Raw genomic sequence first — 18555 nt, 5'->3', positions numbered from 1 at the left:
GCACTCCCGCTACTGCTCCCCGGCCTCCCCGCGCAGCTGGGCCGGGGTCACCCCGTGCCAGCGGTGCACCGCTCGCCGCAGTGCTCGCACGTCGGAGAAACCCGCCTGCCGGGCGATGTCCCGCAGGGTCGGCTCGGGTCGGCGCATCAGCTGCTCGACCCGCTCGCGGCGCACCCCGTCGACGACCGCCTCGTACGTCGTGCCGCACTCGGCCAGCCGACGGCGCAGCGTGCGCTCGCTGGAAGCGTGCCGTCGGGCCTGCTCGACGAAGGACGGCACGTCGGGCAGGCTCTGCGCGATCGAAATCTCCAACACCTCCAGCAGATCCTGCTGATCGCGCCTCGACGCCACCTGCTCCTCCAGGAGCTCCACGACGGCGGTGTAGGTGACCCGGTCTCGGCCGGGCATCGGCCGCCCGGCCCATACCGTGGGGAACACCAAGCGGTTCCCCGTGGCGCCGAACCGGACCGGGCAGCGGAACAGGTCGGTGAACGGCCCGATGTCGCGTGGGGCGGGGAAGGCGAACTCGACGCTCTGCGGGGCGAATTCCGCCCCGGAACTCAGCCGCGTGAGGGTGACGACGCTGGCGAACGCCTCCTCGGCCAGGAAGACAGCGACCGCCGGATCGAGGGCGGGATCGGGCAGTTCGGCCCGCAGTACATAGCCGGCTTCCTCCTGCCCCGCCGACCAGACCACCATCGCCCCGGACAGGTTCTGGAAGCGCACGCCCGTCTCGATGGCCTCCCGCAGCGTCTCGGCGGCCATCTGGGCGAACCCCAGGAGACCCCAGGAGGTCAGATGCTGTGCGGCACCCACCCGCAGGCCCAGGTGAGCGTCACCGGTGAGCTCCAGCGCACGGCGGATGACGGCACTGCCCTGGCGGTAGGAAACTCGCAGCGCCGCCGAGCGCATCATCGCCTCGTCCAGCCCGACCCGGGCCAGCTCGGGCCGGAGATCGACTCCGTACCCGTCGGTGACCGGGGTGAGGCAGCGCAGGATGTTCGGCGGGATGGTCGCCGAAGTGCTGCGGCTGGTCCCCGGCGACCGCGCCGGGGCGGGGCTGTCGGACATGGTTCCTCGTGACCGGGCTTTGCTCGCTGCGCACACAGTAGAAGGATCCCTGGTGCGGGCCGTGATCCAGACCCGGCCCGCACCCGAACACACCTGCTCGACCTGCGCAGGCTACTTGCGGATCACGGAGGGGAGCAGGGGTAGTTGTTGCCGGTGCCCAACACAATGGAATTGATCGGGCTCAGATTTTCGACGAACCCCCACCCCGCAGAGATGATGGACGTGCCTCTGCCGGTGCCGTTGTAGCCGGTGCAGAGCTCCACCCAGGCGTCGTCGTACTGGTTGTTCATCACGTAGTGGTCGCCGAACTGGTTGCTGAGGTTGTGCGGGCCATAGGCCCAGTAGATGCCGCCGTTTTGGATACCCGAGTTCGGGTTGGCGGTGTTGTAGATGCACACGGCTCCGTACGGGCACCCGTAATCGTTGCGAGTCGCAGACGCGGGCCCGGCGGTAACGGCTATGAGTGACCCCGCTACCGCGACGGCCGAGACAGCCATCCTCGCCCATTTGCCGAAAATCGCAAGTACCTCCTTGTAGTGACGCGAGCGGGTCAGCAGTTGCGGATCGACCAGACCGGCTCCCAGTCCACGTCGGGTGCGTCGGTGCTGACCGGGAAGGTCTGGATCACGTTGCCGTTCTGACCGTAGAGCGTCGCCTGGGCGTTGTCGGTCTGGCTGTTCATGACTTCGCCCGTGCCGTGCCAGTTCGACAGGTAGTAGCGGTTGCAGTGGTACAGGAAGAAGACCCGCCACTGGTTGACCGTGGGGTCCCAGACGCCGGCGCAGAAGTTCCCCGTGTCACAGGTGATGTGGTCGCCGGAGGGCACCAGTTGCGAGGGGGCGGCTGGTGAGATCGTCGGAGAGACGGCGGACGTGGTGGAGGACGCCGCCTGGGCCGAGCCGGAGGCGCAGACGAGGCCCAGCACCAGGGTCATGGTGCCGATCACGCCGAGAAGGGATCGCTTGGTGCGCATGGGTTCGGTTACTCCTGCGGGTGTCGAGCGGTGGGAGTGAGGACGGGCGGATGCCGGTCGTGGCGCCGACGGGGCTGCGTGAGGAGAGACCCTCTGCGAGTCGGGCTGTTGCGGACTCGGAGAGGTGGTGCGCACCGCAACTTAGAGGGCCGCCGGACCCAACGGTCCCTGACAGATGTCAGGGACCCGCGCCGAGTCCAAAACGACAGAGCCACCGCTTGAGCCTGTCGATCGCCCGCTCGACGGTATGCGCTTGCTGTAGCGCTCTTCGGCGCTCAGGTGGAACTTGCTCTACGCGGCTCGCGGCGACACCAACGCCGCGCAGACGCGGCCGTGTTGGTCTCAGCCGTCATCCGCGATGATGGTGCGAGAGTGGCTCACGCGCCGGGAACCGCGATGATCGGCCGATCGTCCTAGTGGACGTGCTTCGCGCTCTCACCCCTGGAATCGGCCCGCATGCGGTGCCGGGCAAGGATAACGATGTCACCTGTGCGGCTTTTGACCACAAGCCGGCACCTCGTGGCGAACGATCCATCGACGCCTTCACGGCTGGGACGGGCGAGGTTGCGGAGCGGCGACTGTGACCAGGAGACACGCCTCACCCGTGCGGAGACGCCGGGCCGGCGGCAACCGGAATCGCCTCTGCGATCCAGGTGACCACATCGGGGGAAAGTCGGTATGGAAACGATCATTGTGCAGCCGCCCGGCCCGTCACGGCCGGGCGAAGTCGACGCAGGCGGGCCCGAGTTGCTGCATATGGGACCGGGCGACGTGGCCGACTTCGGACGCGGAGTGCCCGGCGGCCGGGACGTCTCCATCGTTCTGCCCGATCCAGGGATCTCCCGGCGGGCGGGGCGGCTGGAGGCGGCCGAGGACTACTGGCGGCTGTCGAACTTCAGCCGTGACACCGCGTACGCGGTCGAGAACCTGGAGGGTGCCGGCGAGTACATCACCGTCGCGCCCGGTCGGCTCGGAGCGCCGGTGCCCTTCGAGTTCTCCCGAGTCGTCCTGCCCGCGCTGTCCGGGACCGTCGACTTCAAGGTGTTCGCCCCGCAGCACGCCTATCTGGACGAGCGGTCCTCGCCCGGCGCAGGGGAGTTGACCGTGCATCCCTACGCGCTCGATGCGACGGCGAAGTACTTCCTGGTGCTGGTGGCCCTGTGCGAACCGCGGCTGCGCGACCCCTCGGACGGCACGCTGCCGGGCGCCGGGGACATCGCGGAGAGGCTCCGCCCGCTGGAGAGCTGTCGCGGTCTGACCCGCTCCGCGGTGAACTACCACATCGACTATCTGGCCTTCGCCAAGCTGCGTCTGGACGTCGGCGACGAGCCCGGAGCGGACGGCAACGCTCGCACGGGTGCCAAACGCGCCCGACTGGCGTCCCTCGCCCTGCGCTTCGGCCTGGTGCGCGAGGAGCATCTCGCCCTGCTGCCGTCCCGCAGAGGGACCGTCCCGCAGACGAGCGGCGCGTGAGCACGTCAGGCGCCGAGGAGGGCGCCCTCGAGATGCCGCGGCTGCCGGCGGGCTTCCGGATCGACGGCTGGGAGTTGGACTCCGTCATCGGGTCGGGCGGCTGGGGGACCGTGTACGAGGCCCGCGCGGTCGCGGACGGCACGATCGCGGCGGTGAAGGTGCTGCCTACCGGTGCCCTGGCGCCCGGTCAGCGTGCCGCACTCGGTGAACTGGTCGCGCGCGAGGTGCGGTTCAGTGCCGAAGCGGACCACCCGCACCTCGTACGGACGCATGCCGTATGCACCGTGGACGCGCCGGATCTGCCCGCGCTGGACGGGGCGATCGCGCTCGTCATGGACCGTGCCGAGGCCAGTCTGCGTCAGGTGCTGGACGCCGCCGGGACGGGCGGCCCGATCCCGGACGCCGTGCAGGTCCTGCGCGGCGTCGCCGCCGGGCTCGCCCATATGCACGGCGCCGGTTGGGTGCACGGCGACCTCAAACCCGCCAACGTGCTGCTGGGCCCGGACGGAGCGGTCTGGCTCGCCGACTTCGGCCTGGCCACCGAACTCGAGGGCACCCACGCCTACGTGCCGCCGCTCGGCACGCTCGACCACGTACCGCCCGAGTGGTGGTCCCAGCGCACCGGGGCGGACGGGACATTGGTGCGGCCGACCGCCGACATCTGGGCCTTCGGCGTCCTGGCCCACCAGGTGCTCACCGGCGGCCTGCACCCGTTCCCCGGCGCCACCGCGCGCGCCCGCTCGCTCGCCGCGCAGGCCTACGCCCGCGGCACCGCGCCCCTGCGTCTGGACGCCGGACTCGACGAGAACTGGCGCCGACTCATCGGCGACTGTCTGGCACCCGACCACGCGGGCCGCCTGCGCCACACCGCCGCGAGCCTCTCCGCCCGGATCGAGCAACTGGCAAGCCCGCGTGGCCGACGCCGGCTGCTGCCGGTCGCCGCCGTGGCGCTCGCCGCGGTGTCGGCCGCCGCCATCGCCGGGGTCGCGCTGCTCGGGGGAGGCGGGGGCGGCGGAGGCGGAGCGGACGACGAGGACGACCAGAGGCGCGGCACACCAGCCGTCGTCACCGGCGCGCACAGCCCGGCCGCCGGGGAGATCCCGGAGGACTCCGACGTACCCGAAGCACTGCGGCCGGTCATCGTGAAGGCCGCCCACCGCTGCACCGACGCGGAGGTCACGCCCGCGTTTCTCGCCGCCATGCTCAAGGCGGAGAGCGGGTTCGACGTGAACGCGGCCCGCCCGGCGAGCGAGGAGTACGGCATCGCCATGTGGACGCCGTCGGTGTTCCGGGCCTGGGCGGTCGACGGCGACGGCGACGGGGACAAGGACTACCGGTCGCCACCGGACGCGATCTCCACGATGTCGCTGTACGTGTGCTGGCTCGACCAGCAGTTCAAGAAGGCCGACATGCCCGCGGAGGATCTTCCCGCGCTGATGGCGGCCGGCTACCGCACGAGCGACCGCACGGTCATCACGGAGGGCGGCGTCCCCGAACGGGTGCGGCCCCACGTCGACAAAGTGCTCCGCTACCTCGCCGCCTACGAGCGGTGAGGTGGCGGAGCTGTCGCTCAAGGCTGTTCAGCAGTCCTTGACGTCCGGCATCTTGTTGTCGGGCGAGTTGATGTAGATGTTGGAGATCCAGCCGTTGTACTGGGGGAGGTAGGCCCACCATTCGTTGGTGTAGGGCGGTACGTCGACCTCCTCGCCCCTGGCCTGGCAGCCCACCAACACCTCGACGCCTGCGGGGAGTTGGGTGATGGGTGAGTTGCCCGTGCTGGGGTTGGGGCGGACGTTCACATGGTCGCTCCACGTGCCGTACCACCATCCCGTGGGCCGCACGGCTCCGGGGACGTTCAGGGAGCGGGTCAGCCGGCCGATGTTCGTGTACGCCTTCCCGTACGACGTGCCGACGGGATGCAGCGTGAACACGGCCACGATGGAGCGGTCACCGGCGCCGACGGTGCCCGTGCTGTGCAGCGCCGGCCGGGTCAGGTCCACGTCCGCGGCGGCGGCCGGAGCCGGGCCCGCCGGGCTCGCCATGTCCGTCGCGGTAGCGGTGCGCGGCGGGCCGCAGGTGCCCTTCTCGTACGAGGATCCCGCCCAGCCCTGCTTCACCGCCCACGGTTTCTCGAACGCCCCGGCGACGCCGAAGTGCTGGTCGAATTTGTCCGAGGCGCAGCGGGTGGACTGGCGCAGGTTCCCCATCACGAAGTCGCGCAGGGGGGCGGGCGCCGAGTCCAGGAGGTAGCGGTAGATCGTCACCGTGTCGCGGGCGGAGAGCGCGGTGTAGCCCCAGTAGCCCTCGTACCCGGTGGGCGGTGGTGCCGTGTCCTTGAGGCCGAGACGGCTCACCATGCGGGTGATGATCGCCGTACCGCCGTTGTCCGACCAGTAGTTGTTGGCCGCGTCGTCGTTGCTGCTGCGCAGCATCGGCTCCAGCCATGCCCGGTCGGTTGCGGGCACGGTGTAGTCGGGGCCCCGGTTCCACAGATAGTCCAGCGCCAGCAGCAGCTTGACGACCGAGGCGGAGCGGAAGCGTGTGCTCGAGTTGAGCTGCTCGGTGAAGGTACCGGTCTGCCGGTCGAAGACGGCGACCCCGGCGCTGACGCCGGCGGGCACCTCGACGGACGCGGCACCGGGCTGCACGGGCTGCCCGGCCGAGGTGTCGGCGGCGGCGGAGCCGGCCGCGCCGCCGATCAGCAGCAGCGCGGCGGCGGCAGCGAGAAGACGGAGCTTCACAGGTAGTGCTCCCTGAGATTGGTCGAGTTGACCGAGTCGATCGAGTCGATCGGTGTGAGGCCGGTGTACGGGCCTTCCTGCGGGGGGGGGAATGGTTGTTGACGACCCAGATAGAGACGGCATTGGCCCTAAAGGGCGTCCCAGACCTTGAAGTAGGCGATGTCGTCGTTCGCCCGGTCGCCCACATACGGCGTGGCGGAGCCGTAGTAGTAGAAGGTGGTCCGGCCGTCGTTGAGGACGGCCTGCTGCCCGTCGCAGTTGTTGTACGTCTCGAATGACGAGATCATGTAGCGCGACAGGCCGGTGTCGAGAAGGTAGCCCGACCCGTCGCATGGGCCGTAGTCCCCGTACACATGGGTCATGTCGCCGCCGAACCGGGCGTGCTGGTACCAGGTCATGAGCAGAGTCCCGGCGCTTCTTCTCGTCGCGGTGGACTTGCCGTCGGAACAGGTCCGGCTCTTCACCCGGGAGGCCTTTTCGCCGGGCTTCACGCGTTCCACCACCACGGTGCAGTATTTGCCCTGCGATGTCTCCGAGGCAGATGCCGGCGGTGCGAGTCCGACGAGACCGATCAGCGAGGCGGCCACAGCGAGCGTGCCGACCGTTCGGTTGCGCAGATGCATGGTGCTCCTCGCGGCTGGGATGACGGGGGCATCGTCCACGAAAGGCTAGGAGAGCGCGGGCAGGCACAGTCCTGACGGATGTCAGGGGGAGCCCGAGCCATGCATTCCGTACAGGGGTTGCCCTGACATGTGTCAGGAGTTCAACGCCCGCTCCCCGGCTAGGGTCTGGCCACGTCGCTGTTTGTAGATCAACGCCTTTAATTCTGAGACGAGGGGGACTTATGAGTCGCTCCATGGACCGCAGGATGCTGCTGAGGTCGGCCGGGTCGGCGGCGGTGGCGGGATCGCTGGGCGCGTTGGGTGTCGCGGCGTTCGCCACACCCGCGCACGCGGCACCCGGAACGATCAACACCGACCAGGTGATGGCCACCACCAATCGCGTGACCCACGCCCCGAACCAGCGCGGAACCATCGGCATCGAGCTCCGCTCGGGCTACTACAACGGCTACCAGTACGGCTGGGGGCGGCTCGTCGGCTCCGGCTGGGACCCGCGTGGCTGGATCTGGCTGGACATCAGCACGGACGGCGGCAGGACCTGGTCCTTCGCCGACGGCACCTACCTCTCGGACGGCACCGGCTACGCGCACACGTCCGGGTGGCTCACCCAGTCCGACGCGAACTACGTGTTCAGGGCCAGCTACGACAGCAATTTCAGGGCCGTCAACCCGTACGTCCAGAGCGGAATCTGGTGACGAGAACCGCAGACGCGGTCAAGGCTTCCCGCACGCGGACGAGCCCCGTTCCCGACCGGCGGGAACGGGGCCACTGAGGGGGACGGGTCAGAGCGCCGTCGCCGCGCTGTGGAGGTTCTTGGCGGCCAGGGCGAGGCCCTCGGTCTGGGAGTAGGCGGCGTCCTCGTGCTCGATGTTGACCGCCATGTCGGGGTCGATGTCGGCGAGGGCGCGCAGGAACTCGGTCCAGAAGGGGACGTCGTTGCCGAGGCCGACGGCGACGAACTTCCAGGCCGGGTTCTCGGGCCAGGCGTTGCACCAGAAGCCGTAGCCGGTGGGCACCTTGCCGGCCGCGTCGGCCGGCACGCGGGCGAAGGACGTGTCCAGGACGCCGCGGATGTCGGCGCCGGGGCAGAGGGTGGCGTCCTTCGCGGCGGCGTGGAACACCAGCGGGCCCAGCCACTTGATGGACGCGATGACGTCCATGCCCTGCCACATCAGGTGGGACGGGTCCATCTCGGCGCCCACATTGGTCAGGCCGCCCTCGTCGACCAGCCGCTTCAAGGTCACCGGCGAGAAGACGACGTTGTGCGGGTGCATCTCGACGGCGACCCGGACGTCGTTCTCCCGTGCCAGGGCGTCGATCTCCTTCCAGAACTCGACGGCCACGCCCCACTGGTAGTCCAGGACGTCCATGTAGACGCCGTCCCAGGGGTTGACGACCCAGGAGGGGTACTTGGCGTCGGGGTCGGAGCCCGGGGTGCCGGACATGGTGACGACGTGCTTGATGCCGAGCAGGCCGGCAAGGCGGATGGTGCGGCGCAGGTCGTCGGCGTGCTTGGGGCCCACGCCGGGGAGCGGGTTGAGGGGGTTGCCGTTGCAGTTGAGGCCGGTCAGCTCCATGCCGCGGTCGGCGAAGGTCGCCAGGTACTCCTCGCGGGCGGTGGCCGAGGAGAGCAGCAGGTCGACGGGGCAGTGCGGGGAGGGGATGAAGCCGCCGGTGTTGACCTCGACCGAGATCAGGCCGTTCGCCTGAAGGATGTCGAGGGCCTCGGTGAGGGTGCGGTCGTGCAGACAGGCGGTGTAGGCGCCGAGCTTGAGGGCCATGGGTCTTCAGTCTTTCTGTGCGGGGGGTCAGGCGACGGGCGGGACCGCGACGGCGGCGCCGCCGCCCAGGGAGGACTCGACGACGGCCTGGATGATCTCCATGGTCCGCAGTGCGTCGGCGAACGTGGCGCAGGCCGGCAGCGGCTCGGCGACACCGGCGACCTGGTCGAGGAAGGCACGGGCCTGGTAGGTGAAGTTGTCTCCGTTGGCGGCGCCCACTCCCGGCGCCTCCATCGGGACACCGCCGGCGAAGTACGGCGCATGCGGGCCGACGATGATCTGGCGGGCGCCGCGAGTACAGGCCTCGGGCTGGGCGTCGTCGAAGAGGTACTCGGCGGGCCGGTGCTGGTCGAACGCGGCCCGGCCGCCGACGCCCAGGACGTCGAAGGAGAGCCCGTTGGGCAGGCCGAAGCCGGTGCGCGTCACGGAGAAGGTGCCGACGAGACCGGACTCGAAGCGGGCGGTGAAGGACGCGGTGTCCTCGTTCTCGACCTCACCGAACTCGTCGGAGACGGGAGCCGCGTTGTGCCCGACGACCGCGCCCAGCGGCAGCGGCCGCTTGGGGATCTGCGTCGACAGCGAGGCACCGGAGACCGAGGTGATCGGGCCGGCCACGTACTCGGCGGCGTCGATGACGTGCGAGCCGACGTCGCCGAGCGCGCCGGAACCGGGACCGCCCTTGAACCGCCAGCTCAGCGGGCCGTTCGGGTCGGTCGCGTAGTCGCACCAGTACCGGCCGCTGAACAGGGTCAAATCACCCAGCTCGCCGCGCTGGACGTGCTGACGGATCGCGGCGATGCCGGGGGAGCGGCGAAAGGTGTACCCGACGGCGGTCACGACCTCGGCCGTGCGCTCCAACTCGGCCATCGCACGGGCGTCATCCATCGAGCCGGCCAGGGGCTTCTCGCACAGCACGTGCTTGCCCGCGGCGACCAGCGCCTCCGCGATCGGCCGGTGCAGGGCGTTGCCCACGACGATGCTGACGGCGTCGATCGTCGGGTCCTCGACGACGGCCTCCCAGCTCGGGAGCGCCTCCTCGAAGCCGTAGCGACGGGCGGCGTCCTCGCCCAGCTCGACATTGGCGTCGGCGATCGCGGCCAGGCGGACCGGCGGCAGCCCGGCGCCGAAGACCGTGTTGACGTTGCGATAACCGGCGGCGTGGCTGCGGCCGGCCATGCCGGCTCCGATCACCGCGACGGAGAGTGGTTTGGCGGAAGTTGTCATGGCGGTGCCTTTCGAAAGAAGAGTGACTACGCGGCGAACTGCCGAACCTCAGCTGGAGGTGGGGAAGTTGAACCCGGCGTCGACCTGCTGCTTGGGCTGCGGCCAGCGCGACGTGACGACCTTCGGCCGGGTGTAGAAGCGGATGCCCTCGGGGCCGTGGATCGGGGAGTCGCCGATGAGGGAGTCCTTCCAGCCGCCGAAGGAGTAGTACGACATCGGTACAGGCACCGGGACATTGACCCCGATCATGCCGACGTCGACCTTGCGCTGAAAGCGGCGGGCGGCTTCACCGGAGGCGGTGAACAGGGCGGTGCCGTTGCCGTAGGGGTTGGCGTTGATGAGGTCGATGGCCTGGTCGAGGGAGGCGGCACGGACGATCGCGAGGACCGGGCCGAACAGCTCCTCCTTGTAGGCGTCCATCTCGGTGGTGACGTGGTCGAGGAGGGAGGGGCCGGTGAAGAAGCCTTCCTCGTGGCCGGCGACCTTGAGTCCGCGGCCGTCGACGACGACGGTGGCGCCCTGCGCTGCCGCGCCGCCGACGGCGTTCTCGACGCGTTCCTGCGCGGCCTTGGTGACCAGGGGCCCCATCTCGGTGCCGGGGGCGTCGCCGGGGCCGACCTTCACCTCGCGGGCCTTGCGCTGAAGCACCTCGACCAGGGCGTCGGCGGCGTCACCGACGGCCACGGCCACCGACACGGCCATGCAGCGCTCACCGGCGGAGCCGTACGCACCCGCCGTGATGTGATCCGCGGCGAACTCCAGATCGGCGTCGGGCAGGACGACGGCGTGGTTCTTGGCGCCGCCGAGGGCCTGGACGCGCTTGCCGTGCGCGGTGGCCGTCTCGTGGACGTACTTGGCGATCGGCGTGGAGCCGACGAAGGAGACGGCCCGGACACCCGGGTGGGTGAGGATGGCGTCGACCGCGTCCTTGCCGCCGTGGACGACGTTGAAGACGCCGTCGGGAAGGCCGGCCTTCTTGTACAGCTCGGCCACGAAGTTCGCCGCCGACGGGTCGCGTTCGCTCGGCTTGAGGAGGAAGGTGTTGCCGGTCGCGATGGCGATCGGGTGCATCCACAGGGGCACCATCGCCGGGAAGTTGAACGGCGTGATGCCGGCGACGACGCCCAACGGCCGGCGGAAGTTGTGCACGTCCACACCACGCGAGACCTGGTCGGAGAAGGACCCCTTCAGCACGTCGCCGAGGCCGCAGGCGAACTCCACGACCTCCCGGCCGCGCACGATCTCGCCGCGCGCGTCGTCGATGGTCTTGCCGTGCTCCGCGGAGATGATCCGGCCCAGCTCCTCCTCGTGCTCGACGAGGAGCTGGCGGAAGGCGAACATCACCTGGGTCCGCTGGGTGAGGGACGACTCCGACCAGGTGTCGAAGGCCTGCGTGGCGGCGGCGACGGCGGTGTCCACGTCGGTGGCGCCGCCCAGGACCACCTGGGCCTGCTCGGCACCAGTGGCCGGGTTGAACACCGGCTGGGTGTCGGCGGCGGAGCCCGGGGCGGGGCTGCCGTTGATCCAGTGCTGGATGGTCTTCACGGTGCGGGTTTCCTTTGCGGGGACGGGACTTACAGGTAGTGGCGCTGGGCCCGCTTGTGGGCTGCGTACGTCTCGTAGGCGGTGCGGGTGGAGTCGAGGTCGGAGGTCTGGCTGACCGGGACGTCCCACCAGCCGTGGCCGGGCGGGTTCGGCCCGTAGAGGTCCGTCTCGACGTGCACGACGGTGGTGCGGGTCGCGGCCTTGGCCTTCTCCATCGCGCTGCGGAACTCCTCCACCGTGGCGGCATGCAGGACGTCCGCGCCGAGGGAGGAGGCGTTGGCGGCCAGGTCGACGGGCAGGACGTCGCCGTCGAGTCGGCCCGAATCGCCGTTCCGGTAGCGGTACTTGGTGCCGAAGCGCTGTGAGCCGAGTGACTCCGACAGCGCGCCGATGGAGGCGAAGCCGTGGTTCTGGACCAGGACGATGACGACCTTCAGGCCTTCGGAGACCATGGTCACGATCTCCTGAGCCATCATCAGATACGAGCCGTCACCGACCAGGACGACGACCTCCCGCGAAGGATCAGCCATCTTCGCGCCGACGCCGGCGGCGACCTCGTAGCCCATGCAGGAGTAGGCGTACTCGACGTGGTAGGCCTTCGGATCCCGCGCCCGCCACAGCTGCTGCAGGTCACCGGGCATCGACCCGGCAGCGTTGATGACCACGGCGCGGTCGTCGAGGACGTCGTTGAGCGCGCCGAGGATCTGGGTCTGGGCCGGGAGGTCACCGGTGTTGCGGTCCGGCGCGAAGCACTCCTCCTCGATCTTCCGGGTACGAGCGATCAGTTGACGGCTGCGCGAGCGGTACTCGGGCTCGACCTCCCAGTCCGTCAGTGCCCCCGCGAGGGCCTGGATGCCGAGCCGGGCATCCGCGACCAGGGGCTCGGCGGAGTGCTTGACGGCATCCAGGCGGGCCACGTTGAGATTGACGAAGGTGACGTCGGGATTGCCGAAGACGGTGTGGCTGGCGGTGGTGAAGTCGGAGTACCGCGTGCCGATCCCGAGCACCACGTCGGCGTCCTTCGCCAGCTCGTTGGCGGCATACGCACCGGTGGAGCCGATGCCACCGACCGCGTACGGGTGGTCCCACGGGACCGCGCCCTTGCCGGCGTGGGTGTCGGCGACGGGGATGCCGGTGGCCTCGGCGAAAGCGCGCAGCGCGGTCTCGGCACCGGAGTAGACGACACCGCCACCGGCCACGATCAGCGGCTTCCTCGCGTTACGGAGCAGCGCGGCGGCCCGCTCGACAGCGGCCTGTTCCGGCACGGGCCGGCCCACGTGCCACACCCGGCGCCGGAAGAAGGAGACGGGCCAGTCGTACGCCTCCGCCTGCACGTCCTGCGGCAACGCGAGCGTGACAGCACCGGTCTCCACCGGATCGGTCAGCACCCGCATCGCGGCCGGCGCCGCCGGAATCAACTGCTCGGGACGTGAGATCCGGTCGAAGTACTTCGATACGGCGCGGAAGGTGTCGTTGACGGTGACGTCCCCGCCCCGGGTGTCCTCCAGCTGCTGCAGCACCGGGTCGGCGGCCCGGGTGGCGAACATGTCGCTGGGCAGCAGCAGCACCGGCAGCCGGTTGGTCGTCGCCAGCGCCGCACCCGTGATCATGTTCGTCGAGCCGGGCCCCGTGGACGCGGTGCAGGCGAAGGTCGCCAGCCGGTCCCGCATCTTGGCGTACGCCACCGAGGCATGCACCATGCCCTGCTCGTTGCGGGCCAAGTAGTAAGGCAGATCGGCCTCTTCGGTCACCGCCGCCTGCAGCAGGGCCTGCCCGATCCCGGCCACGTTGCCGTGCCCGAAGATGCCCCACACGCCGGGGATCAGCCGCTGCTCCTGGCCGTCACGCTCGCTGTACTGGTTCGCCAGGAAGCGCACCAGGGCCTGGGCGGTGGTCAGTCGGACAGTGTTCATCGCTCGTCGATTCCTTCGAAGGGCAGCCGGTCGTCGACGTCCTGTGCGTTCCAGGTGGCCCGCACCCAGCCGTAGGCGGGGTCGTCACAGATCAGCCAGGCACGGTCCTGGCCGGGGCCCGCCATGACGTTCAGGTAGTAGAGGTCGTAACCGGGCGCGGCGATGGACGGGCCGTGCCAGCCGTGCGGGATCAGGACGGCGTCGCCGGAGCGGATCTCGGCGAGCACGTCGATGGGCCGGTCCTCGGTGCCGTACACGCGCTGGTAGCCGAAGCCGTTCTCACTGCCCGAGACCTCGAAGTAGTAGATCTCCTCCAGCTCCGACTCCTCGCCGGGCCGGGCCTCGTCGTGCTTGTGCGGGGGATACGACGACCAGTTGCCACCCGGCGTGAGCACTTCGCACACCAGCAGCTGCTCGGCCTCGAACGCCCCCGGCAGGCAGTAGTTGTTCACCTGCCGGGAACAGACCCCCGCCCCGCGCAGCTCGACGGGGACGTCCTCCTTGCGCCCGTACCGAGCCGGTTGACCTCCCCGCTCGGTACGGGCGGAGGGCAGCGCGAACCGGCCGCCGGCCGCGCTGCTGATCAGGGCATCCGACTCGCGGGGGAGGTAGGCGAAGTCGGTGACTGAGGCGAACACGCCTGTCCGCCCGGTGAGTTCGAAGGCCTTGCCGTCCGTGGTGACGGTGCACGAGCCCGTCAGCGGCAGGACCAGGAACTCGCAGTTCCCGGTGGACAGGGCGTGTGCCTCACCGGGCTGCAGGGTCAGGATCCTGAGCCCGGAGTATCCCCAGCCCGCCGACTCGGGCGTGACCAGGACGTCGTAGGGGCCCTCGGCCGAACTGCCCTTCGGCAGGTAGAACTTGCCCGTCTCGCTCACAGCAGGCTCACCGCCCGGTCCACGGCACCGGCGACGTCGCCGTCCGAGGGGTAGAGCAGGGAGCGGCCGACGACCAGGCCGCGTGCGGTGGGCTGCTTGAGGGCCCTGCCCCAGGAGGCGAAGGCGGCGTCGGCGTCCTTGACCTCGCCGCCCAGCAGCAGCGCCGGCAGCGTGGAGGAGGCGAGGACGCGCTCCATGTCGTCGACGACCGGCAGCTTCAGCCAGGTGTAGGCGGTACGGCGGCCGAGCCCCGAGGCGATGGTGATGGACTTGACGACGGCGTCGGTGGACAGGTCGTTGTGGATCTTCCCGTCCTGCCACACGGAGATGAACGGCTCGACCATCGCGATGAGTCGACGGTCGTTGAGCTCGTCCACGGCGCGGGCGGTGTTCGCCAGGGCGGACGGGGTCGCGGGGTCGCCCAGGGCGATACGCGTGAGCATCTTGCCGCCGTCGAAGCCCATCGCGGCGAGGGTCTCGGCGTCGCAGCCGGTGAACCGGTCGTCGATCTCGAACACCGAACCCGCAAGACCCGCCCGATTCATCGAGCCGAAGACGCTCTTGCCGTCCAGGACGCCGAGCAGCAGCAGGTCCTCGAGGATGTCGGCGGTGGCCAGTACGCCGGTCACGCCCGGCCGCTCCAGGGCGATGCACAGGCGGTCCAGTAGCCGGGCGCGGTCGGCCATGGCGTTCGGGTCGCCGCCGACGCCGTTGGCGCCGCGCGCCGGATGGTCGGCGGCGATGATCATCGCCTTGCCGTGCTCGCCGGTGAGCGAGGTGGCCTTGATGCGGCGTGCGGCCGCTGCCGCGATGGCGCCGGGGTCGTTGACCCGGGCGTCCACGATCCGGCTCACGTTGTCGGACAGCACGGCGTCACGCCTTTCGTTCAGTGGAGGATTCGGTGGCGGCTTCGGCGGGAGCTTCGATGGGGGAGCGGCTCGCCTCGCGGAGCTTGGCGTCGACCTCGGTCTCGGTCGGCATCGCGTCGGAGCAGGACAGGCGGCCCGCGACGATGGCGCCGGCGGCGTTGGCGAAGGACACCGTGCGGTGGGTGTCCCAGCCGGCCAGCAGCCCGTGGCAGAGCGCGCCGCCGAAGGCGTCACCGGCACCGAGTCCGTTGACCACGTCCACCGGGACCGGCGGGATCTCGGCGGCCGTACCGTCCCGGTCCATGGCCAGCACGCCCTTGGGGCCCTGCTTCACCACGGCCAGCTCGACCCCGGCCGCGAGCAGCGCCTTCGCCGCGGCATACGGCTCGCGCTCACCGGTCGCGACCTCGCACTCGTCGAGGTTGCCGACCGCGACCGTCGTGTGCCGCAGCGCCTCGGCGTAGTACGCGCGGGCCTCGGCCGGGTCGCTCCAGAACATCGGCCGCCAGTCCAGGTCGAAGACCGTCGCGCCCGCCTCGGCCCGGTGGGCGAGCGCGGCCAGGGTGGCCGAACGGCTCGGATCCTCGCTCAGGCCCGTGCCCGTGAACCAGAAGATCGCCGCGTCCCGCACCGCGTCCAGATCCACCTCGTCCGCCTGAATGTCCAGATCCGGAGCCTTCGGCAGCCGGTAGAAATACAGCGGGAAGTCATCCGGCGGGAAGATCTCGCAGAACGTCACCGGGGTCGGCGCGATGTCCGACGTACCGACGAAACGGGAGTCGACGCCGTACCCCTCCAGGGCGGAACGGACGAACCCCCCGAACGGGTCGCGGCCCGTCTTGGTGATCACGGCGGCGGAGTGCCCGTACCGGGCGGCGGCGACGGCGACGTTCGTCGGGCTGCCGCCCAGGTACTTGCCGAACGAGGTGACCTCCGTCAGTCCCACGCCCGTCTGGAGCGGATACACATCCACTCCCACGCGGCCGATGGTCAGCACTTCGAACGGCATCAGGCTGGTTCCCTTCGTGACTTCATGGCTTAAAGCGCTTTAAAAGCTCGCTAGCACGATGCCTTGCGCTTAAATGTCATGTCAATAGATTGTCTGGCTCAGATCGCCAGATATTCGGCGATCCTCTTGCGCATGAACAGGGACGACTCCTTGGCCCGTTCCTCCCATGCAAAGACACAGGCGGTCAGGGTCCCGTCGAAGCCGTTCGCGCGCAGTTCGCGGAAGAGCTCGTCGAAGTCGACCTCGCCCTGGCCCATGTCGAGGTGCTGGTGGATCCGAGCCGGTGTGCCGGGCGGATTGAGGATGTACCGGTTGCCGGACGACGCGGTGTGGTCGAAGGCGTCCGCCAGGTGGACGTGCGTGAGCAGGTCGCCGGCGTACTCGATGATGCCGGGGGCGTCGTTGCCGATGTGGAAGGTGTGCGGCGCGCAGTAGAGGAAGCTGACGTTCGGGTGGTTGATGCCCCGGATCAGGTTGATCGCGTCGTAGCCGTTCTCGATGAAGTCGTCCGGGTGAGGCTCCAGCGTGAGCGTGATGCCCTCGCGTTCGAAGAGGGGAAGCAGTTCGTCCATCGAGCGCCAGAACTGGGCCTCGCTGCGGTCCGATTCCTCGGGGCGGCCGTTGAACTCGGAGATCATGCTGTCCACGCCGAGGTCCGCGCAGATCTGGATGGAGCGCTTCCAGTAGCGTACGGCGGCTTGGCGGGCGTCCTCGTCCGGGCCGGACCAGCGGAACAGCGGCAGCAGGGAGGAGATGCCGACACCCGCCGAGTCCAGTGCCTTGCGGAACTTCCGTACGATGGCGTCGTCGACACGCGGGTGCCGGAAGAAGGGGATGAAGTCCTCTCGGGGGGAGAGCTCGATCCACTCGTAGCCCAACTCGGCCACGGTGGCCGGGAGTTCGAGCAATGGCACGTTGCGGATCATGTACGGGTCGAGGGCGATCTTCATGAGGGAATGCCTTCGGGTCAGTAGGAGAGGGTCGAGCGGGTGGTGGCGGGTGGTGGCGGGTGGTGGTGGGTGATGGTGGCTGGAGCGTGCGGCGTTGTCAGCCGGAGCCCTCGGGGGCCGTCACCACGGGTGCGGTGAGGTCTTTCTCTTCGGGGAGTTCCTCGACGTCGACGCCGCGTACCTGGCTCAACTCGTGCTTGAGTGCGGCCAGTTCGGTGCCGCCGGCCATGTGGTTGGTGAGCTCTTCGAGGCTGACCTCGTCACGGGAGGCGTTGAGCTCCATGGTGCCCAGGCGCAGGACGCTGAAGTGGTCGCCGACCATGTAGGCGTGGTGGGGGTTGTGGGTGATGAAGATGACGCCGAGGCCCTTCTCGCGGGCGGCGGCGATGTACTTCAGCACCACGCCGGACTGTTTGACGCCGAGGGCGGCGGTGGGCTCGTCCAGGATCAGGACGCGGGCGCCGAAGTAGACGGCGCGGGCGATGGCCACGCACTGGCGCTGGCCGCCGGAGAGGGTGCCGATGGGCTGTTCGAGGTCGTCGAGGACGATGCCCATGTTGCGCAGTTCTTCGTCGGCGGTCTTCTTCATCTTCTCGATGTCGAGACGGCGCAGCGGCCAGGGGCCCTTGGTCATCTCGGAGCCGAGGAAGAAGTTGCGCCAGACCGGCATGAGGGGGACCACGGCGAGGTCCTGGTAGACGGTGGCGATGCCCTTGTCGAGGGCTTCACGCGGGGTGGAGAACCGCACCGGTTCGCCGTCGACGAGGAACTCGCCCTCGGTGTGCTGGTGCAGTCCCGAGATGATTTTGATGAGGGTGGACTTGCCCGCGCCGTTGTCGCCGAGGACACAGGTGACCTGGCTGGGGAACACCTTCAGGTCGACGCCGTGCAGGGCGCGGATGTTGCCGTAGGACTTGCCGGCGTTGCGAAGTGCGACGACGGGGGCGCCGTCCTTGGGCGCCTCGTCCTGGAGGACAGTGCCGTGCGAGCCGGTTTCGTGAGTGGTTGTCATGGGGTCGGTCACCTCCGGGTCGCCGTGCGGCTGACCCACAGATTGATGAGGGTGGCGCCGAGGAGCATCACGCCGAGGAAGGCCTTGAACCAGTCCGGGTTCCAGCCGGCGTAGACGATGCCCTGCTGCACCATGCCGAACATGAAGGCACCGAAGACCGGCCCGATCGCCGAACCGGCACCACCGGTCAGCAGACAGCCGCCGATGACGGCCGCGGCGATGTAGATGAGTTCCTGGCCGACGCCCTCACCGGACTGCACGGTGTTGAAGGCGAACAGCTGGTGCATGCCGACGAACCAGGCACCGAACCCGACCAGCATGAACAGCGAGATCTTGGTGAAGGTCACCGGGACGCCTACGGCCCGGGAGGACTCCTTGTTGCCGCCGACCGCGAAGATCCAGTTGCCGTACTTCGTGCGCAGCAGCACCCAGGTCGCCAGCGCCGCGAAGACCAGCCACCACACCACGGTGACCTTCACCTGCACACCGCCGACGT

General features: G+C 69.5%; 18 protein-coding genes. 3 read left to right on the top strand and 15 right to left on the bottom strand.

Annotation, left to right across the window (positions count from 1 at the left end):
- Nucleotides 1–9: 9 nt before the first annotated feature.
- From EHO50_RS42585 to EHO50_RS42575, 3 genes are all read right to left on the bottom strand, one after another.
- On the bottom strand, nt 10–1071 hold the full coding sequence (locus tag EHO50_RS42585) for an AraC family transcriptional regulator (RefSeq protein ID WP_128437258.1): 1062 nt from the start codon (nt 1069–1071) through the stop codon (nt 10–12).
- A gap of 122 nt (nt 1072–1193) precedes the next feature.
- Nucleotides 1194–1469, bottom strand: coding sequence for a hypothetical protein (locus tag EHO50_RS42580; RefSeq protein ID WP_246101832.1), 276 nt, complete (start codon nt 1467–1469; stop codon nt 1194–1196).
- Nucleotides 1470–1621: 152 nt separating this feature from the next.
- On the bottom strand, nt 1622–2044 hold the full coding sequence (locus EHO50_RS42575; protein WP_128437256.1) for a hypothetical protein: 423 nt from the start codon (nt 2042–2044) through the stop codon (nt 1622–1624).
- Between the two features lie 678 nt (nt 2045–2722).
- On the opposite strand from EHO50_RS42575, the gene EHO50_RS42570 reads away from it, so the two are divergent.
- Together EHO50_RS42570 and EHO50_RS42565 are read left to right on the top strand one after the other, a co-directional pair.
- On the top strand, nt 2723–3517 hold the full coding sequence (locus EHO50_RS42570; protein ID WP_128437255.1) for a serine/threonine protein kinase: 795 nt from the start codon (nt 2723–2725) through the stop codon (nt 3515–3517).
- Nucleotides 3514–5070: a serine/threonine-protein kinase gene (locus tag EHO50_RS42565; protein WP_128437254.1), complete on the top strand. Its 1557-nt coding sequence runs from the start codon at nt 3514–3516 to the stop codon at nt 5068–5070. The genes EHO50_RS42570 and EHO50_RS42565 overlap by 4 nt, the downstream gene beginning before the upstream one ends.
- 27 nt (nt 5071–5097) lie before the next feature.
- Here EHO50_RS42565 and EHO50_RS42560 read toward each other — a convergent pair whose 3' ends face one another.
- Nucleotides 5098–6258 (bottom strand): hypothetical protein, encoded by a 1161-nt coding sequence (locus EHO50_RS42560; protein WP_164905116.1) that lies wholly within the window; start codon nt 6256–6258, stop codon nt 5098–5100.
- A gap of 128 nt (nt 6259–6386) precedes the next feature.
- The gene (locus tag EHO50_RS42555; protein WP_128437253.1) at nt 6387–6881 is read right to left on the bottom strand and encodes a hypothetical protein; all 495 of its coding nucleotides are present in this window, start codon (nt 6879–6881) and stop codon (nt 6387–6389) included.
- Between the two features lie 221 nt (nt 6882–7102).
- Between EHO50_RS42555 and EHO50_RS42550 the strand changes: the two genes are divergently transcribed.
- Complete coding sequence (locus EHO50_RS42550; RefSeq protein WP_128437252.1) at nt 7103–7573, top strand: hypothetical protein; 471 nt, start codon at nt 7103–7105, stop codon at nt 7571–7573.
- A gap of 87 nt (nt 7574–7660) precedes the next feature.
- Here EHO50_RS42550 and EHO50_RS42545 read toward each other — a convergent pair whose 3' ends face one another.
- From EHO50_RS42545 to EHO50_RS42500, 10 genes are all read right to left on the bottom strand, one after another.
- A complete protein-coding gene (locus tag EHO50_RS42545; RefSeq protein ID WP_128437251.1) occupies nt 7661–8659 on the bottom strand; it encodes a sugar phosphate isomerase/epimerase family protein in 999 nt (332 codons plus the stop codon).
- A 27-nt stretch (nt 8660–8686) separates the two neighbouring features.
- Complete coding sequence (locus EHO50_RS42540) at nt 8687–9883, bottom strand: Gfo/Idh/MocA family protein (protein WP_128437250.1); 1197 nt, start codon at nt 9881–9883, stop codon at nt 8687–8689.
- Between the two features lie 48 nt (nt 9884–9931).
- A complete protein-coding gene (locus EHO50_RS42535) occupies nt 9932–11428 on the bottom strand; it encodes a CoA-acylating methylmalonate-semialdehyde dehydrogenase (protein WP_128437249.1) in 1497 nt (498 codons plus the stop codon).
- A gap of 29 nt (nt 11429–11457) precedes the next feature.
- Complete coding sequence (iolD, locus tag EHO50_RS42530) at nt 11458–13341, bottom strand: 3D-(3,5/4)-trihydroxycyclohexane-1,2-dione acylhydrolase (decyclizing) (RefSeq protein ID WP_128437248.1); 1884 nt, start codon at nt 13339–13341, stop codon at nt 11458–11460.
- The gene (iolB, locus tag EHO50_RS42525; RefSeq protein WP_128437247.1) at nt 13338–14219 is read right to left on the bottom strand and encodes a 5-deoxy-glucuronate isomerase; all 882 of its coding nucleotides are present in this window, start codon (nt 14217–14219) and stop codon (nt 13338–13340) included. The genes iolD and iolB overlap by 4 nt, the downstream gene beginning before the upstream one ends.
- Nucleotides 14216–15088, bottom strand: coding sequence for a Cgl0159 family (beta/alpha)8-fold protein (locus EHO50_RS42520; RefSeq protein ID WP_128437246.1), 873 nt, complete (start codon nt 15086–15088; stop codon nt 14216–14218). Before EHO50_RS42520 ends, iolB begins: the two co-directional genes overlap by 4 nt.
- Before the next feature lie 4 nt (nt 15089–15092).
- Nucleotides 15093–16097, bottom strand: a complete 1005-nt coding sequence (iolC, locus tag EHO50_RS42515) for a 5-dehydro-2-deoxygluconokinase (protein ID WP_128437245.1) — start codon at nt 16095–16097, stop codon at nt 15093–15095.
- 98 nt (nt 16098–16195) lie between these two features.
- On the bottom strand, nt 16196–17047 hold the full coding sequence (locus EHO50_RS42510; RefSeq protein ID WP_128437244.1) for a sugar phosphate isomerase/epimerase family protein: 852 nt from the start codon (nt 17045–17047) through the stop codon (nt 16196–16198).
- Nucleotides 17048–17144: 97 nt separating this feature from the next.
- Nucleotides 17145–18059 carry an ATP-binding cassette domain-containing protein gene (locus tag EHO50_RS42505; RefSeq protein WP_128437243.1) on the bottom strand — a complete coding sequence of 305 codons (915 nt, stop codon included), beginning with the start codon at nt 18057–18059 and terminating at the stop codon, nt 17145–17147.
- Nucleotides 18060–18067: 8 nt separating this feature from the next.
- Nucleotides 18068–18555 (bottom strand): ABC transporter permease (locus tag EHO50_RS42500; RefSeq protein WP_164905115.1); only part of this gene is annotated, 488 nt, incomplete at its 5' end.

Origin of the sequence: Streptomyces cyaneus (assembly GCF_004028635.1) — a bacterium.
GTDB lineage: Bacteria > Actinomycetota > Actinomycetes > Streptomycetales > Streptomycetaceae > Streptomyces > Streptomyces cyaneus.
This window is presented reverse-complemented; position numbering and strand designations above follow the sequence as displayed.